Below are 17,202 nucleotides of genomic sequence, written 5' to 3'. Positions count from 1 at the left end.
TGCAGATGTGTGTAAGATAAAACATCTTGCACGCATCTGCAACGGTATCTTGCACAGGTTTATACTGCTATTAATCAAATAGATAAACTCTAGTTAGTGTAAGATGCAAGATAAAATCGAACACTAAAAGGTTCTGTGGAAATTCCGGAAGTTATCCCAAAAGCTCTTTTACTTTTGCGGAAATGGCACGTCCTTCTGCAAGACCTGCCAACTTTTTGGAGGCAACTCCCATCACTTTACCCATATCTTTACCGCTTGTAGCACCTGTCTCTGCAATGATTTCCTTCAAAGCAGCTTCCAGTTCTTCGGCACTCATTTGTTTCGGCAGGTATTTTTCCATAACGGCTACCTGACTCAATTCTACGTCAGCCAAGTCCTGACGACCCTGTCCGATATAGATTTCAGCAGAATCTTTTCCTTGTTTTACAAGTTTCTGGATAATCTTCAAAGCGGCATCATCTGTCAATATATCGTTAGCTCCTGGAGCTGTCTTAGCTTCGAGGAAGAACTTCTTTATATTTCTCAAAGTTTCGAGGGCTACTTTATCTTTCGCCTTCATTGCGTTTTTAATGTCTTCGCTGACTTGATCGAATAAATCCATACTATTATAATTATAAATTGAAGATTAAAAATTAGATCTGAAGCCTGATGCTGTGGGACTATAATTTTCGTTCTTAAGCTCTTTGTTTAGAATGTAATTACGCCGTTATCATCCGTAGCTTCCTCTGTTGCCACTTCTTCTTCCAATGCAGCTTTTGTCCGGATTTTAGTAAGAGTCGTCTTATCACGCATGTACGTGGGAGAATCTTCTACCATGGCGATGATATCGTCGTTGTCCAAATCTTCCGTGTTGAAAAGATAGATGTGACGGCGTTTGCGGAGGCTCTTGCTTCCGATATTGCTGGCACTTTCGCCGTATGCCTTGCGGATACGTTCCTTGTTCTTCTCTTTCTCTTCTTCCAGTTGCAGTTGGCGTTCTTCCTCTTCCTGGCTGCGTGCAGCATGCAGGCTGTCCATTCCGGGGACGTCTTCTACACCGAATCCGGTTGCCAATACGGTGATCTTTACTTTTGTATCCAGTGAGTTGTCGATGGCAACACCCCAGATCACTTCCACTCCTTCGCGGAATTTGCTCATGAACTCGTGTATCTCGTTCATTTCCTCCATCATTAGTTCGGATGACGGGCAGAAAGAAACGTTCAACATAACCTTCTTGGCATTGAAAATATCGTTGTTGTTGAGCAACGGAGAATGCAGGGCATCATCGATTGCTTTCGTCACACGATTTTCTCCTTCGCCGAATCCGGTACTCATGATCGCTACTCCGCCATCTTTCAGGATGGTTTTCACATCGGCAAAGTCGAGGTTGACCGTACCACGCATGGTGATAATCTCGGCAATGCTCTTGGCAGCGATGGAAAGAGTGTCATCGGCCTTGCCGAAGGCATTCATAAAGGTAAGGTCGGCGTATATTTCGCGCAGGCGTTCGTTGTTGATAACCAATAGGGCATCAACGTGCTGGGCGATACGTTCGACGCCGTCCAGTGCCTGGATGATTTTCTTTTCTCCTTCGAAGATAAAGGGGATGGTGACGATACCGACAGTCAGAATATCCATTTCCTTCGCAATGCGGGCGATGACCGGGGCAGCTCCTGTTCCGGTTCCTCCTCCCATTCCGGCGGTGATGAATACCATCTTGGTGCCGTCGTTCAGTTGTGCCTTGATATCTTCTATACTTTCTTCAGCGGCGTCGCGTGCCCGTTCGGGACGGTTGCCGGCTCCAAGCCCTTGCGTGATGCTACGGCCCAGTTGCAGTTTCACCGGGACAGGTGATTCGGCCAATGCCTGGTTGTCCGTGTTGCAAAGAACGAACGTTACATCATGGATGCCTTCCCGGTACATGTGGTTTACAGCATTACCACCACCACCACCTACACCAATCACTTTGATGATCTTCGGTGAATCTGTCGGGAAATCGAATTGTACTATCTCGTCCATAATAATATGATTTCTGATTTATGATTTCTGGTTTCTGAACTCTGATTTTTGAATCTTGATTTATAAGTTATGATTTATGATTTATGATATAGCGCGCAGCCAACTCATAACTCATAATTCATAAATCATAAATCACTTCATATCGTCGTCGGAGAAGATTTCTTTCGTCAACGAGTCGATCTTGCGCTGAATCCAGCTCGGACCGGCTTCTCTTTTCCGTCTTTCTTTCTCTTCCTTTTCCTTTTGCTTGCGAAGTTTTTCCGCTTCTTTAGCAGCTAACTTGGCTTCACGCTCTTCTTCCTCTTTCTTGAGGCGGGCGAGGCGGGCCTGTTCCTTCAGCTCCTGGTCGTCTTCAAATATGTCTGCGGTCCTATGCACTTCCGGCTCCGGTTTGGAGACTGGCGGTACAGGAGCAGCAGCTTGCGGGGCGGTTTCAGTCAGGCAACAGTTTTGGTTCCCTTCAAACAGTAGACCGAACAATGTGTTCTGTGAACCGTCTTTTTTTAGTATATTGTTGGGGGCATGGACCGTATTGCGTGGAAGTTTCGCCATCCGTATCTTTTCTATCTTGCTGCGTTTGCGCAAGGTTTCGTCCAAGTTCTTCAGGTTGGCGGCTCCTCCTGTCAGGATAAGTCCTGCCAGCAGTTTGTCTTCGTAGCCGGATAGCTGAATCTGGTTCCATACGTTGGCAACGATTTCTTCGGCACGGGCTTCGATGATATTATTAAGGTCTGCCACTTTGATGATACGGTTGTCATCCTCCAGTTTGCAGGTAGCTTCTTCCTCTTGTTCGGGGTCTTCTTCGTAGAGGGCGTCACCGTAGGCTTTTTTCAGGCGTTCGGCTTCTTCCTCCTCCATTTGCAGGGTGGTGATGTCACGCGTGATGCTGTTGCCTCCCAAAGGTAATACGGTGAGGAAGCGGAGAATGTTATTCTTATATACAGAGATGGTAGTCGTATCTGCTCCGAAGTCGATCAGTGCACAACCCGAACGGCGTTCGCTTTCTGTCAGTACGGCGTTGGCTGTTACTAGCGGGGCGATCAGTTGGTCGGCAATGTCGATTTTTGCCTGCTGGAAGCAATGCTCCAGATTCTTGCGTACGGAAGCACGGGCAACGATGTTGAGGAAACGTCCTTCGATGTGGCTTCCTACCAGACCTACCGGGTTGGCTTGCAGATTATTGCCCACCTTGTATTCTTGCGGAGCTACGTCCAGTATATCCATATCAACCACCGGGATGGCAATGTTTTCATCACCGATAGCGCTTACAAGTTCTTCGGATATGATGGCTTCTTCTTCCAGGTCGCGGCTTACTACATTGCGGACTGTGCGGAGTGATTGTCCGCCGATGCCTACATATACCTTGGCAATTGAGTTTTTCAACTCACCTTCCAGTCTGTTGATGATCGAGGTCAGGCTTTGCGCTGTCTTGTCCAGATTGAAAATAACTCCTTTACGAATAAACGTAGAAGAGTCTTCCTGGGCATACGCTAATACCTGCATACTTCCGTCACTGTTCTTTCTTCCGGCCACACCGGTTATCTTCGATGAACCAAGTTCAATAGCGGCGATAAATTCTGTTGTTGCCATATATATTTATTTACGATTTTACGATTTACAATTTACGATTGAAAAAAGATTGTTCACTCCTCGTCTGTCAACTATCAATTATCAACTATCATTTATTATCTATTCTCGTTTGGTGCAGATAATCTGGTTGTTGAATTCGAGGTTGATACGTGAGTATTTGTTCCAGCCTACCCGGTTGAGCCCTTTCTTGTAGAACTCCTTCAAACGTGCCAGTTTATCTTCAAAGTTTTCCAGTTTTCCGAGATAGACAAGATGGTCTCCCACACGCGGCACCAATTCGATGTTCTGGTCGGGCAACACATGGATCTGTTCTATCTGGGCGTCCCAGAATTTATTATTATGCAAAAATACACCAAACTTATATAAATTCTTCATTGCAAACGACTTTTCTACGTTTCCGGTGACAATTACCCGGTGAGCGACGCATTTTGCATCCGGTGGCATGACGGTTCCTTTGTTGTCAAGGTAGTAATTCTGACCGTTGGAGCTCATCACCCGAAGAATAGGGATACGTTGTGTCACTTCCACGCATACTTTGCCGCTGGGTGTTTTGTAACACTCGGCTTCGTCAATCAACGGATGTTTGCTTAGTTCCCGTTCCAGTGACTTGGTAGAGATGCGCTCCATCTTCTTTCCGATGGGGTAGATCCCTTTGTGCTGAAGGATACCTTTCAGCTCTTCTTTGGTGATGAAGCCGGCGTATGCGGTATCCTTGATAACCAATTCCATGTCACGGCAGGTCTGGTCGGCAGGCTTGCGGTTGAATGCGGTGATAGCTACGGCGAGGTAGGCTATAAGCACCAGCATGACGATGGATAGAAGGATTCTCTTTACCATAGTTTTTTTATTAATGAAGAATTAAGAATGAAGAATGAAGAATTGCTGCGCATCAATACGCTGGATAGAGATTCTTCATTCTTCATTATTCATTCTTAATTTTTTTGTTTCTAATAGTTCCTTTATTTCAGGGACATAGTTGTCAATGTCTCCAGCCCCCAAAGTGATTAATACTTCAATGTTTTTATCTTTCAGAATGTTCAGTATATCTTCCTTTTTGCACATACTTTTTTCAATGCCCGGACGGAGATTATCATAAATCAGCTTGCTGGTGACGCCCGGAATCGGTGCTTCACGTGCCGGATAGATGTCTACCAGAATCACTTCGTCGAGTAGCGACAGGCTATCGGCAAAATCTTGATAGAAGTCGCGGGTGCGGGTATAGAGATGCGGCTGGAAGATGGCTGTGATCTTCTTGTCCTTGTAAAGTTCGCGCATAGACAACACGCTCTGTTTGATTTCAGAGGGGTGGTGGGCGTAGTCACTCAAAAAGACGATACGATCGTTCTTGATCTTGAAGTCGAACCGGCGGTCTACTCCGCGGAAACTTGCCATGCCTCTTTTTATTTCTTCATCGGTCACCCCGTTAAGGTGTGCCAATGCCATGGCGGCTACGCCGTTTTCTATGTTGATGCTAACCGGAATTCCCAGTTGAATATCGTTGATACGGGTGTCCGGGGCAACAAAGTCGATGAATATTTCTCCGTTTCCGATGCGGATGTTTTCTGCATGGAAGTCGCCTTCGTCACGTGAGTAAGTATAGACACGAACACCTGGCTGCACTTTGGGTTGCAGGGAGATGCCTTTGCGGATAATCAGTGCGCCACCCGGTTGGATAAGCGTGGTATAATGCTCGAAACTTTCCAGGTAGGCTTGTTCTGTGCCGTAGATGTCCAAATGATCGGGGTCGGTAGATGTAATTACGGTCATATAGGGCGACAGCCAGTGGAAAGAACGGTCGAACTCATCTGCTTCAATCACCGTGTAAGGGCTTGTTTGAGAGAGTAGTAGGTTGGTGCCGTAGTTCTTCGAGATTCCTCCGAGAAAAGCGGTACATTCCACGTGCGATTGATGGAGCAAATGGGCTGTCATTGTCGATGTGGTTGTTTTTCCGTGAGTACCTGCGACGCACAGACCTTTGCTCGAATGGGTAATTGTTCCCAATACTTGGGCGCGTTTCTGTATTTCGAATCCGTTGTTGCGGAAATAAACGATTTCTTCATGTTCCTGCGGAACGGCGGGCGTGTATATGACTAACGTGCTTTCCTTGTCTTTGCAGGCTTCGGGAATCAGGTCGACGTTTTCTTCATAATGTATTTGTGCGCCTTCGGTAATCAGGGTTTCAGTCAATGGAGTAGGGGTACGATCGTAACCGGCCACTACCTTGCCTTTGAAGAGGAAGTAGCGTACAAGTGCACTCATACCGATGCCGCCGGCACCTACGAAATAGACTGATTTTATCGTTTCTATATTCATTTCTTCTGTTTTTTATTTTAGTACGGATTACGTCGTTTGATCCCGGAGTTATACCGCTACTTCAACCTGTATGCAATCCGATAATCTATTTATCTGTTTTTTCTTCTGTTTATCAGCTCTTTGCTTCCGCCAGTTTGATAACCTCCTGTGCGATGATTCTCGCAGAATCGGGCAAAGCCAGCTTGGCGATATTCTCTGTCAGTCCTTTCAGTTTCTGTTCGTCATTGACGGTGGATAATGCTACATCCATCAAGGTTGTTTCCGCTTCACTGTCTTTGACGTAGATCGCTGCCTGTTTATTCACCAATGCTAAGGCATTCTTAGTCTGATGGTCTTCCGCTACATTGGGCGAAGGCACTAAGATAACAGGTTTATGTAACAGGCAGAACTCTGAAATAGAACCTGCCCCTGCACGGGAAATCACAAGATCGGCTGCTGCGTATGCGGCTGCCATGTCTTTGATGAAATCCGTTACATATAAGTTCGGAAGTGTACCTGCAGCTTTTACGGCTTCTTTCACTTGCGGGTAATAGTATTTGCCCGTTTGCCAGATGAATTGCACGTCCGTGTTTTCTTTGATGGTTGCCAGTCCGGCTGTCAGCGTATTGTTGATGGTACGTGCACCCAGACTGCCGCCTACAATCAGAATCGTTTTTTTGCCGGGCTGTAAGTTGAAGGAGCGCAATGCTTCTTCTTTAGACGGCATATCCTTTGTCAGGTTTTGGCGGACAGGATTCCCCGTCATAATAATTTTGTCGGCAGGGAAAAACTTTTCCATTCCGTCATAAGCTACACAAATCACTTTTGCTTTCTGTGCCAGGAGCTTATTGGTCACTCCGGCATAAGAGTTTTGTTCCTGGATTAATGTCGGTACTCCCATCATTCCGGCAGTCTTTAGTGTCGGGCCGCTTGCATATCCGCCTACACCTACCGCCACTTGTGGGCGGAAGTCCTTGATAACTTTGCGTGCTTTCCACTGGCTGCGCATCAGTTTAATCAATACAGATACATTTTTCCATAAACGTTTGCGGTCGAATCCGGCAGTCGGAAGCCCGATAATACGGTAGCCTGCATCGGGAACCCGTTGCATTTCCATACGTCCTTCAGCGCCTACAAAGAGAATTTCTGCGTCGGGGCGTAGCTCTATTATAGCGTTTGCGATAGAGACGGCAGGAAAGATATGTCCTCCTGTTCCTCCACCACTGATAATAATTCTAAGTTCTTTTTCCATCCTAATTCTTTTTTCTATCCGTTGTTCAACGTTTTTCGTTCACCACTCACCGTTCATCACTTACCGTTTATCAATATCATGCTCATCTTCAAACTTGGCATCGCTGTTCAGAATCTGTGCTGTCGGTTCGGCGGCAGTCTGTGCCTCGGAATTTGCAGCTGCATCTGCTTCTAATTGCAGTTGGATCTGTGCATCGTGCGCTTTTTGTTCTTCCAGATGGGCGGTATATCGGCTTACACTTAATATCATACCGATATAAGCGCAGTTGATTAACGTACTTGTACCTCCTTTGCTGACCAAAGGCAGGGGCTGGCCGGTGACGGGGAATAATCCGACGGCAACCATCATATTCAGTATTGCTTGCGACACCAGTAGCAACGCAATGCCCATAACGAGAAAGGCGGGGAAGGTTCGCTCGCATTTCTGGGCGATTCGTCCGGCTCGCATCAGCAGCCATAGATAGAGGAACACCACAAATATTCCTCCGATCAATCCCATTTCTTCAATCACAATCGCAAAGATAAAATCGGAGAATGCCTGACTAAGGAAGTCACGTTGTATCGAGTTTCCCGGACCTTTGCCGACTACATGGCTAGTAGCAATGGCGATGCGTGCATGCGCCACCTGTGCATCTTTGTCAATATCAAATTTGGCAGCCGGCACTTCCTCCTTCTCAAAGAAGCCGGAAACACGATTCTGCCACGTTTCGAAACGGTGAAGTCCCGGAGTGTTATGCAGCGTTTTGGCGGGAATAGCCATCAGTATACCTACGGCAACACCGCCCACAAGTGCCAATATCCCCAACATTCCGAATAGCTTTTTTGCTGACACCCGGCCGATGAACATCATCATGCATACTACTCCGAAAAGCAGCATTGCTGTCGAAAGGTTTTCCGGTGCGATAAGCAGGAATACCAGTCCGGTGAGGATCATGATATATTTGAAGGCGTTCGGGTTGGCTCCGTATTCGTCCTGCCTTTTGGACAGGATGAATGAGACGGCAATGATAACTGCCATCTTTGCCAATTCCGAAGGCTGGAACTGTAATCCCATAAAGGTCATCCAACGGGCTGCTCCGTTGACACGGTCCCCTGTGATGATACCCATCAGCGTGACAAATGCCAATAGAACCAGGGAAATCGGATACAGAAAGACCGGAAATACCTGGAACCATTTGTAGGGAACATTATGCAGAAATACGACTACCACAGCACCTACCATCAGGATGATGGAGTGTTGTGTAATCGGTCCCCAATGGTCGCCACTTTTGTAAGTCAGTGTCGACGCTGCCGAGAACACCTCGATAATAGAGATGAGGCAGAGACAGAGGAAGATAATCCAGATTACCTTGTCACCTTTGAATATGTTCTTTAATAAATCCAATCTTGTAGCAATTAAAAATTAATAATTAGAAATTATAGGGCGCGGACACATTCCTTAAACTGGTCGCCACGGTCTTCATAGCTCTTGAAGAGGTCGAAAGAGGCGCAGCAAGGGCTCAATAATACTGTTTCACCTTTCTTTGCCAGTTTGTAGGCTGCTTCTACGGCGTCCTTCATTCCGGTTTGTACGTCTGCTACGGGCAGGCCGAAACGGTCGAAGAATTCGTGAAGTTTTTCGTTGTGAAGTCCCAGGTATACCAGTGCCGAACACTTTTCACGTACCAGGTCTTCAATTTCAGTATAGTCGTTGCCTTTATCTTTACCACCGAGAATCAATACCGTTTTGGTAGTCATGCTTTGCAGAGCATACCAGCAGGAGTTGACATTCGTTGCTTTAGAGTCGTTGATGAAATCAATTCCGCGGACACGTGCCACCTTTTCCAACCGATGCTCTACTCCCTTGAAGTCGGAGAGGGCTTTACGGATGTTTTCTTTGGCAATGCCGGCAAGGTTTGCCGAGATACCGGCGGCTAAAGAGTTATATAGGTTATGTTGCCCTGTCAGGGCCAGTTCTTCCTGCTCCATGTTGAAGGCAATCGGTTCGGTGATTTTCACTTCGTGATCTTCTACGTATGCGATTGCTCCGTCTTCTTTTACAGCGGCAAAAGGATACAGGTGAGCTTTCAGACCGTGTTTCGCCAGTTCTTGTCTGATGATCGGGTCGTCATTCCAGAAGATGAAAGCATCGTCCGGGGTTTGGTTTTGGGTAATGCGGAATTTAGCGTCGATGTAATTCTGCATACAGTGGTCGTAGCGATCAAGATGGTCCGGAGTGATGTTCATCAATACGGCGATGTTCGCACGGAAGTTATACATATTATCCAGCTGGAAAGAGCTAAGTTCGATAATATAATAGTCATGGTAATCTTCGGCTACCTGCAAAGCAAGACTTTTGCCGATGTTGCCTGCCAAACCTACGTTCAGACCTGCGCTTTTGAAAATGTGGTAGATCAGGGAAGTTGTTGTAGTCTTTCCGTTAGAACCTGTAATACAGATCATTTTGGCATCAGTATAGCGTCCGGCAAACTCAATCTCGGAGATAACCGGTGTGCCTTGAGCTTTCAGTTTCAGGATGATTGGGGCATCATTCGGGATACCGGGGCTTTTGATAACCTCGTCGGCATTCAGAATGAGCTCTTCGGTATGGTGTCCTTCTTCCCAGGCAATCTGATGGCTGTCGAGAAGTTCCTTATATTTGTCCTTGATGGCGGACATGTCCGAAACAAACGTCTCAAATCCTTTTACTTTTGCGAGTACGGCTGCACCTGCACCGCTTTCGCCAGCTCCTAAAATTACAATTCTTTTCATCTACAATAATGTGCCCTTGTTTTCTAATCGATTGATTTATCTATTAGCTGCGCACATCTTTTAAAAGTTAATAATCGGGTTAATGCTCTCTATATTTTTAATGAAGGCACGGAAGACGCGAATTTCACGGTTTTAAGGGATTATGCAGTTAACACTGCGTTAATCCGTGTAATCCGTACCTTCATTCTATCTTATTTTTAGCGTTATAATTGTTATAGCCGCCAATACAATCGTTACAATCCAGAAACGGACGGTAATCTTTGATTCGTGGAACAGCTGGTCGGGCTTGGTGAATTTCACCGTACATCCCGGCTCGATCAGACTCATCGAAGTACGGAAATGATCGTGAATCGGTGTGCGCTTGAACAAACGTTGCTTTACACCTTTCCGCTTTCCTGCCTTATAATAAGCCCGTTGCAGGATTACCGACAGATTTTCTACCAGGAATACACCGCAAAGAATCGGTATCAGCAACTCTTTGTGGATGATGATGGCGAACACTGCGATGATACCACCAATGGTGAGGCTGCCTGTGTCTCCCATAAATACTTGTGCCGGATAAGCGTTGTACCATAAGAAACCGATAAGCGCACCGATGAAAGCACAGATATAGATTACCAGTTCTTCCGAACCCGGAATATACATGATATTCAGATAGCCTGCGAACTCGATATGTGACGATACATACGCCAATATCCCCAGCGTTGCGCCGATAATGGCCGAGTTTCCGGCCGCCATTCCGTCCATACCGTCATTCAGGTTGGCACCGTTTGATACGGCGGTAACCACGATGATTGTGACGATGACGAACAAAATCCATCCGGCTGTTTGCGCATGCTCGCCCATGAAAGAAACCAAATCGGCATAATCAAGGTTATTGCTCTTGAAAAAAGGAATCGTTGTCTGGGTCGATTTCAAATCATTGGTTCCGTGTATCACTTCCATCTCCTGTCCCGGATTATGAACTTCGATATTCTCACGGATCACTACGTCCGGACTTAGATACAAAGTCATTCCGACAATTAAACCCAAACCGACCTGACCGATAATCTTGAACTTACCATGCAAACCTTCTTTGTCTTTTTTAAAGATCTTGATATAGTCGTCTGCGAAGCCGAGCGATCCCAACCATACGGTGGTTATCAGCATCAGTATCATATATATATTATGCAGTTTACCCAACAACAGACAAGGGATCAGGATGGCTACAATGATGATAACACCTCCCATGCTCGGCACGCCTACTTTGTTGACGCCGAACGGGTCCGTTTTAGCATCACGCTGCGTTTCTGTGATTTGTTTCCTTTTGAGTAGGTTGATGAACTTATCTCCCCAGATACTTGAAATAAGTAACGCGAGGATCACCGCCATCAAAGCACGGAATGAAGTATATCCGAACATTCCCGCTCCTGGAAAATTGAGCTTTTGCAGCCATTCAAATAGATAATATAACATAAATAATTTGCCAATTTATTGATGTGTTGCTATGTCGCTTCTGCCGGATAAATACCGGAGCCAGTCGGCATATTTGCACAATCTATTCATTATTTAAAAATTTCTTTGAGTACTTCTTTATCGTCAAAATGATGTTTTACTCCTTTTATCTCTTGGTAATTCTCGTGTCCTTTTCCGGCAACGAGGATTACATCTCCTTTTTCTGCCAGCATGCAAGCCGTGCGAATCGCTTCTTTACGGTCGGCAATGCTGACCGTTTTCTTCATATCCTCCGCATCCAGTCCGGCAAGCATATCGTTAATGATGTCTTGCGGCTCTTCGAAGCGCGGATTGTCTGAAGTGATGATGACGCGGTCGCTGGCTTTAGCAGCTTCCTTTGCCATGATGGGACGTTTGCCCTTATCACGGTTGCCACCGGCACCCACTACTGTAATCACTTTTCCTTTTCCTTCAAGTACTCCATGTATGGCATTCAATACATTAATAAGAGCATCCGGAGTATGCGCATAATCTACAATCGCTGTAACTCCCTGTGGAGAACGGACCGCATCGAAACGTCCGGCTACCGGATGAAGCGTACTAAGAGCCACAAGCACCTCTTCTTCTTTCTTGCCCAACAGAACGGCTGCCCCGAATACTGCCAGCAAATTGGAAGCATTGAACTTACCGATAAACTGAACTGCCAACTCATGGTTGTTGAAGTCGAGCAACATTCCTTCAAAATGAGACTCCAATACCCGCCCTTTAAAGTCACAAAGGCTTCTTAATGAATAAGTATAGACTTTAGAACGTGTATTCTGTGTCATCACCAGTCCATTCTTATCGTCCAGATTAGTCAGGCTGAATGCGCTTTTCGGCAGATCGTCAAAGAACTTCTTCTTTGCTTTCAGATAATTCTCTACTGTTTTATGATAGTCGAGATGGTCGCGGGTCAGATTGGTAAAGATCCCTCCTGCAAACTTTAATCCACTGATACGTTTCTGTGCAATGGAGTGTGAACTGACTTCCATGAAAACATATTTGCATCCTTCATCCGCCATTCGTCCCAATAGACGGTTCAACGTGATAGGGTCGGGTGTGGTATGTTCTGTTGGAATCGGCTCGTCGTCGATATAATTGCAAACGGTAGAAATCAACCCTACCTTATATCTGAAATAACGGAATGTATTATATAATAAGGTGGCGATTGTTGTTTTTCCGTTCGTTCCGGTAACGCCAACCAGTTCCATCTTGGAAGTGGGGTTGCCGTAGAAAGTAGTAGCAATCTTTCCTACTGCATCTTCACTGTCTTTGACTTGTATATAAGTGATCCCCGCAACAGGTTCTTCCGGCATATCCTCGCAGAGGATAGCAGTCGCTCCTTTCGCTATGGCAGCAGGTATGTAGGCATGGCCGTCCGCTTGCGTGCCGCGCATTGCCATGAACAGTTGGCCGGCTTCCACTAGACGGGAGTCAATATTGACTCCGGTGATTTCTATGTCTGAATCTCCGGCTACCTCTACCGGTTGGATCGCTTTCAGTAACTCCTTTAATAACATCACTCTATTTAATTTTTAATCTTTAATTTTTACTTTAGCGTCAGCGTCACCGTTTGTCCCTTCTTTACGATGGTTCCATTGGCTATCGACTGGCTTTTCACTTTGCCTACCCCGACCAGATTGACTTTCAATCCTTTGCTTTCCAACAAGTATACGGCGTCTTTCGCTCCCATACCTATCACGCTCGGCACAAAGTTCTGCATATTGCTCCGGCTTTCAAGAACCACAGCTTGCGGAGCAACGTGCGTATTCCCCCACACTTCTTTTCCTGAATCGGCAACTTTACCTTGTATATTAATCTCCAGCTCCTCCAATACCCGTTGCGCTTCGCGCATCTCTCCGGCTTTTACATTCGGAATGACTACGGAATTGGTGTCAATTGCATTGGTAAGCGGCAACCGCAGGTCTTTGGCATACACTCTTTCTGCAATCTTGCTGAATACACTACCTGCCATCAAACCTCCCGAAGCCGGCAAGCCCGGTTTCTGGATAGAGACAATCATACTATATTTAGGTGCCTCTGACGGAAAATATCCGCAGAAACTAACCAGGTAATTCGTTCTTCCCGTTTTGTATCCGGCTGCCCCCTGTGAAATCTGCGCCGTTCCCGTTTTGCCTGAAACGTGGAACTGCTTACTCCCTGCAGGCTTGGCAAGTCCCTCACCAACCACTTTCCGAAGTATTTCACGAATCTGTGCCAAAGTCTTATCCGAACAAATCTTAGGATTGATAACCTCTGTCGGATATTCTTTCACGACTTCCCCGTCTTTCACGGCAGCTTTGACAAATTTCGGACGTACACTGACTCCATTATTGGCTATTCCATTGTAGAACGTCAGAATATTGATTGGTGGAACCTGTGTCTCATATCCGATACTCATCCACGGCAAAGTGGTCTTTGCAAAATAACGTTCTTTCGGACCACGGATATTCGGCTTCCCTTCTCCTGAAATCTGTAGGTGGAGCGGTTGGTCGATGCTCATCCGTTTTAACCCGTCTACGAATTTCTGTGGATTGCTACCATAGAAATGATCTATAATATAAGAGGTACCGACGTTGGACGAAACTCCCAGAATTTCAGTAACAGTTAGCTTCCCATATCCTCCACGGTGCCAGTTGTGGTCTTTCATGACACGTCCGTACATCGGCATCTGTCCGTTGCCGGTGTCTACCACATAGTCCGGAGTGATCTTACCGTCTTCGAGAGCTACCATAATGGAGGCCGTCTTGAAAGTAGAACCCGGCTCAAGCATATCACTGATAGCATTATTACGCATTTCGTAATACTCGCCGTCCTTGCCTTGCATCATGTTAACGATAGCTTTCACTTCTCCGGTAGCTACTTCCATCAATACCACCACGCCTACGCTGGCATTCAGCTCTTTCAGCTTGTCTACCAATGCTTTCTCGCAAATATCCTGCATGCCTACGTCGATGGTACTAATCAAATCGCAACCGTCAACCGGCGGCACATCGACAATGTTCAGGTATTTGTTCATCACTTTTTGGCGGTGCGTCAGTCCGTCCCGTCCTTTCAGGATAGTGTCGAAAGCAAGTTCGATACCATTTCTGGCTCCTTTGGCTGTATCTGCATACACATCTCCCAGCGTACGGGCAGCCAGTGAACCGAAAGGTTTCTTGCGCTGATTGTATGCTAATTCTTTAAATCCGCCTTTATACCGGTTCAAACAGAAGACGGGCAGTCTCTTTACCTCTTTATATTGTATATAGGAAATACGTTTCGGATAAATCAGATAATTACGGCTTTTTGCCTGGCGTCCTTTCTTGAGGTGTGCTTTGAATTGGGCTGCACTCCTGTCCGGGAATATCTTGTGAAGTCCGATACAGATAGAATCCATATTGGCATTGAGGATGGAGTCCCGGCGTGCCTGATCTTTCCGTCTGCGTTTTTCGTCCTTCTCACCGGACATAAAGTCCATATAGATTCTGTACTCGGGTAGCGAACTGGCCATCAGTTTACCGTCAGAAGAAATAATGTTTCCACGATTAGGTTTCACCGTCACATTCTCTTTTACGAAACGATCAGCCACATCCTGCCAGTATTGTCGTTCGGCAAACATGGTGATGCCTGCTTTTACAACAATAGCTATTCCTATCAACGCCATCAACAGGATGACGAAGAAGTAACGGGTCATTATGTTCTTTTTATTAACTGCCACAGTATTTGTCTTTTAAAAACTCTCAATTCTCAACTCTCCACTCTCCACTTATTTAATAAGGTAAGGAGGATGGGTTGATGTTTGCAAATCGCTTTCCTTATTCGATATATAATCTTCAATGCGTGACTGGCGGCTCTTCTCCATCAGTTCCGAGCTGCGCGTCAGTGCGTCGTATTTAATGTCTATCAATTCCTTTTTCAGCCGGTCTATCTCAATCTGTTGTTGTTGACTGGCATAACGATTGTGAATGTAGAAGATGATGAATACCATGATAAGTACCAGCAACTTCGTTTGACGGCGGAAAAAATCGGTAGCCAGAATGTCTCCACCCAGAATACTCTTCAGCGAGGTGCGGTTTTTCTTCTTGCCCTCTTCTGTTTTCTTATTTACTACTTCTTCTTCTTCCATATCTTTTTATTTCTTTTCTGCAATTCGTAATTTGGCACTTCTCGACCGTGGGTTCCGTTCTATTTCTGCCTCGTCGGGAACGATTACCTTATTATTGACAAGGCGGAAAGGCGTTTGTAGATTTCCGAAGAAGTCGGATTCTGCTTTTCCTTCTACGTTGCCCGTCTTCATGATGTTTTTCACCATGCGGTCTTCCAACGAATGATAAGTGATTACCACCAGTCTGCCGCCCGGCTTTAGTGCTTCCGTAGCTGCCTGCAACATCTCTTTCAGCGCTTCCATCTCTTGATTTACTTCGATCCGCAGTGCCTGGAACACTTTTGCCAGCTCTTTCTTTTCGCGTTCACGACCGAAAAGCGGTTTGATGATTTCCAGAAACTCACCGATAGTCCGGATATTCTGTCCGCTTCTGGCTTTAACGATGACCGAAGCCAGTTTGCGGCTATTCTTCAGCTCTCCGTACAGGTAGAGGAGGTTTGCAAGACGTTCTTCCTCGTAAGTATTCACGATGTCTGCTGCCGTAATTCCGGCACGCTTGTTCATACGCATATCCAGCGCTCCGTCGAAACGGAAAGAAAAGCCGCGTTCGCTATCATCGAAATGATGGGACGATACGCCGAGGTCGGCCAGGATTGCATCTACCTGCTCGATGTCGTGATAACGCAGGAAATTTTGCAGATAACGGAAGTTGCTGCGCACGAAGATGAAGTGAGGATCGTTGACAATGTTCCGTTCAGCGTCCTCGTCCTGGTCGAATCCCAATAAACGTCCGCCTTCCCCGAGTCGTGAAAGTATCTCGCGCGAATGTCCCGCTCCTCCGAATGTAACGTCTACATACGTTCCGTCCGGTTGGATATTCATCCCGTCAACGCTTTCTTTCAGCAATACAGGTACATGGTATGTCAATTCATCTTTCTCCATCTTGTCTATTATCATCGTTCATAATTTCTTCTAATGCTGCACCGAACTCTTCAGGCGACATGAAAGGCTGTTCTGCCCGCTCTTTCGCCCAGATCTCTATCTTATTGTCGATGCCGATAAAACGTATATCTCCATGAATACTGCAAATCTGCAAATATCGTTTGGGGATTAATATACGTCCGTTGCTGTCAGGTGTCACCACTTCAACGTCGCTCACAAACTGTCTGAAAATGAGTTGGTGTTTGCTGTTCCATTTGTTCAGCCTGCTGCGAAGCTCGTTCAACTCCTCGTTCCACACGCTCTCGGGGTACAGGGTCAAACAGTCCTGAAATACGTCTTTACGCATAATAAGCCTCTCCTCGGAAGCTGCTTGTAGTTGCTTCCTGAAGGTAGCGGGTATGAACACCCTTCCTTTGGCGTCCGCCCTGGCTTCAATATTTCCTAAAAAACGTATCATTACCTTATTATAATAAGCGACCGTAAAAGTATGAAATTCCCCACAATTCCCCACAACTTTCCATAAAAAACTTTCAGAGAAGTTTTCAACAGAATGTTAAATGTCTATTTGCTTGAAAATGATGCGGCTTTGAGAGCAGTCTGCTGGTGGGGGAGTTATGGCAGTAAAACGGGAAAAAATGTCTGTATAGGTGAATTTTAAATAATAGGGTGGTGAAGACTTCTTTTGATGCAATAGGAACTTGTACGACACCCGGGTCTCATCATACCTGACACCCGGGTGTCAGACCCATTGAGACCCGGGTGTTGTAGGTGTTGAGACCCGGGTGTCGTGCAACTAATCTTAGTAATAAAAGAAAAGG

At 46.0% G+C, this 17,202-nt stretch carries 14 protein-coding genes; all 14 read right to left on the bottom strand.

Annotated features, from left to right (window positions below):
* Positions 1-151 precede the first annotated feature (151 nt).
* Entirely contained in the window at positions 152-601 is a 450-nt protein-coding gene (locus tag BSCG_RS14075; protein ID WP_008776050.1) for a GatB/YqeY domain-containing protein, read from the bottom strand.
* 86 nt (positions 602-687) lie between these two features.
* Complete coding sequence (gene ftsZ / locus BSCG_RS14080; RefSeq protein WP_004309506.1) at positions 688-1,998, bottom strand: cell division protein FtsZ; 1,311 nt, start codon at positions 1,996-1,998, stop codon at positions 688-690.
* Between the two features lie 132 nt (positions 1,999-2,130).
* Positions 2,131-3,588 carry a cell division protein FtsA gene (gene ftsA, locus BSCG_RS14085; protein ID WP_004315397.1) on the bottom strand — a complete coding sequence of 486 codons (1,458 nt, stop codon included), beginning with the start codon at positions 3,586-3,588 and terminating at the stop codon, positions 2,131-2,133.
* Between the two features lie 99 nt (positions 3,589-3,687).
* A complete protein-coding gene (locus tag BSCG_RS14090; protein ID WP_008642773.1) occupies positions 3,688-4,425 on the bottom strand; it encodes a cell division protein FtsQ/DivIB in 738 nt (245 codons plus the stop codon).
* Positions 4,426-4,500: 75 nt separating this feature from the next.
* Complete coding sequence (gene murC, locus BSCG_RS14095) at positions 4,501-5,901, bottom strand: UDP-N-acetylmuramate--L-alanine ligase (RefSeq protein ID WP_008642776.1); 1,401 nt, start codon at positions 5,899-5,901, stop codon at positions 4,501-4,503.
* Positions 5,902-6,013: 112 nt separating this feature from the next.
* Positions 6,014-7,132, bottom strand: a complete 1,119-nt coding sequence (murG, locus tag BSCG_RS14100) for an undecaprenyldiphospho-muramoylpentapeptide beta-N-acetylglucosaminyltransferase (protein WP_008776049.1) — start codon at positions 7,130-7,132, stop codon at positions 6,014-6,016.
* A gap of 60 nt (positions 7,133-7,192) precedes the next feature.
* Positions 7,193-8,515, bottom strand: a complete 1,323-nt coding sequence (locus BSCG_RS14105; protein WP_004315392.1) for an FtsW/RodA/SpoVE family cell cycle protein — start codon at positions 8,513-8,515, stop codon at positions 7,193-7,195.
* Between the two features lie 32 nt (positions 8,516-8,547).
* Positions 8,548-9,882, bottom strand: coding sequence for a UDP-N-acetylmuramoyl-L-alanine--D-glutamate ligase (murD, locus tag BSCG_RS14110; RefSeq protein ID WP_004298208.1), 1,335 nt, complete (start codon positions 9,880-9,882; stop codon positions 8,548-8,550).
* 186 nt (positions 9,883-10,068) lie between these two features.
* Entirely contained in the window at positions 10,069-11,337 is a 1,269-nt protein-coding gene (locus tag BSCG_RS14115; protein WP_004315389.1) for a phospho-N-acetylmuramoyl-pentapeptide-transferase, read from the bottom strand.
* Between the two features lie 89 nt (positions 11,338-11,426).
* Complete coding sequence (locus BSCG_RS14120) at positions 11,427-12,875, bottom strand: UDP-N-acetylmuramoyl-L-alanyl-D-glutamate--2,6-diaminopimelate ligase (protein WP_008776047.1); 1,449 nt, start codon at positions 12,873-12,875, stop codon at positions 11,427-11,429.
* A 29-nt stretch (positions 12,876-12,904) separates the two neighbouring features.
* Positions 12,905-15,031 (bottom strand): penicillin-binding protein, encoded by a 2,127-nt coding sequence (locus tag BSCG_RS14125; protein WP_004315385.1) that lies wholly within the window; start codon positions 15,029-15,031, stop codon positions 12,905-12,907.
* A gap of 72 nt (positions 15,032-15,103) precedes the next feature.
* Positions 15,104-15,463 (bottom strand): FtsL-like putative cell division protein, encoded by a 360-nt coding sequence (locus tag BSCG_RS14130; RefSeq protein ID WP_008776046.1) that lies wholly within the window; start codon positions 15,461-15,463, stop codon positions 15,104-15,106.
* Between the two features lie 6 nt (positions 15,464-15,469).
* A complete protein-coding gene (gene rsmH, locus BSCG_RS14135) occupies positions 15,470-16,384 on the bottom strand; it encodes a 16S rRNA (cytosine(1402)-N(4))-methyltransferase RsmH (protein ID WP_008776045.1) in 915 nt (304 codons plus the stop codon).
* Positions 16,371-16,841 carry a division/cell wall cluster transcriptional repressor MraZ gene (gene mraZ, locus BSCG_RS14140; RefSeq protein ID WP_004315379.1) on the bottom strand — a complete coding sequence of 157 codons (471 nt, stop codon included), beginning with the start codon at positions 16,839-16,841 and terminating at the stop codon, positions 16,371-16,373. The genes rsmH and mraZ overlap by 14 nt, the downstream gene beginning before the upstream one ends.
* Positions 16,842-17,202 lie beyond the last annotated feature (361 nt).

This window comes from Bacteroides sp. 2_2_4, from assembly GCF_000157055.1.
Lineage (GTDB): Bacteria > Bacteroidota > Bacteroidia > Bacteroidales > Bacteroidaceae > Bacteroides > Bacteroides ovatus.
Note: the sequence above shows the minus strand (reverse complement) of the source record. Positions and strands in the feature narration are given on the sequence as shown.

Coding starts and splice junctions, on each gene's coding strand:
- BSCG_RS14075 (WP_008776050.1), bottom strand. CDS start 601: ATGGATTTATTCGATCAAGTCAGCGAAGACATTAAAAACGCAATGAAG.
- ftsZ (WP_004309506.1), bottom strand. CDS start 1,998: ATGGACGAGATAGTACAATTCGATTTCCCGACAGATTCACCGAAGATC.
- ftsA (WP_004315397.1), bottom strand. CDS start 3,588: ATGGCAACAACAGAATTTATCGCCGCTATTGAACTTGGTTCATCGAAG.
- BSCG_RS14090 (WP_008642773.1), bottom strand. CDS start 4,425: ATGGTAAAGAGAATCCTTCTATCCATCGTCATGCTGGTGCTTATAGCC.
- murC (WP_008642776.1), bottom strand. CDS start 5,901: ATGAATATAGAAACGATAAAATCAGTCTATTTCGTAGGTGCCGGCGGC.
- murG (WP_008776049.1), bottom strand. CDS start 7,132: ATGGAAAAAGAACTTAGAATTATTATCAGTGGTGGAGGAACAGGAGGA.
- murD (WP_004298208.1), bottom strand. CDS start 9,882: ATGAAAAGAATTGTAATTTTAGGAGCTGGCGAAAGCGGTGCAGGTGCA.
- BSCG_RS14115 (WP_004315389.1), bottom strand. CDS start 11,337: ATGTTATATTATCTATTTGAATGGCTGCAAAAGCTCAATTTTCCAGGA.
- BSCG_RS14120 (WP_008776047.1), bottom strand. CDS start 12,875: ATGTTATTAAAGGAGTTACTGAAAGCGATCCAACCGGTAGAGGTAGCC.
- BSCG_RS14125 (WP_004315385.1), bottom strand. CDS start 15,031: ATGACCCGTTACTTCTTCGTCATCCTGTTGATGGCGTTGATAGGAATA.
- BSCG_RS14130 (WP_008776046.1), bottom strand. CDS start 15,463: ATGGAAGAAGAAGAAGTAGTAAATAAGAAAACAGAAGAGGGCAAGAAG.
- rsmH (WP_008776045.1), bottom strand. CDS start 16,384: ATGGAGAAAGATGAATTGACATACCATGTACCTGTATTGCTGAAAGAA.
- mraZ (WP_004315379.1), bottom strand. CDS start 16,841: ATGATACGTTTTTTAGGAAATATTGAAGCCAGGGCGGACGCCAAAGGA.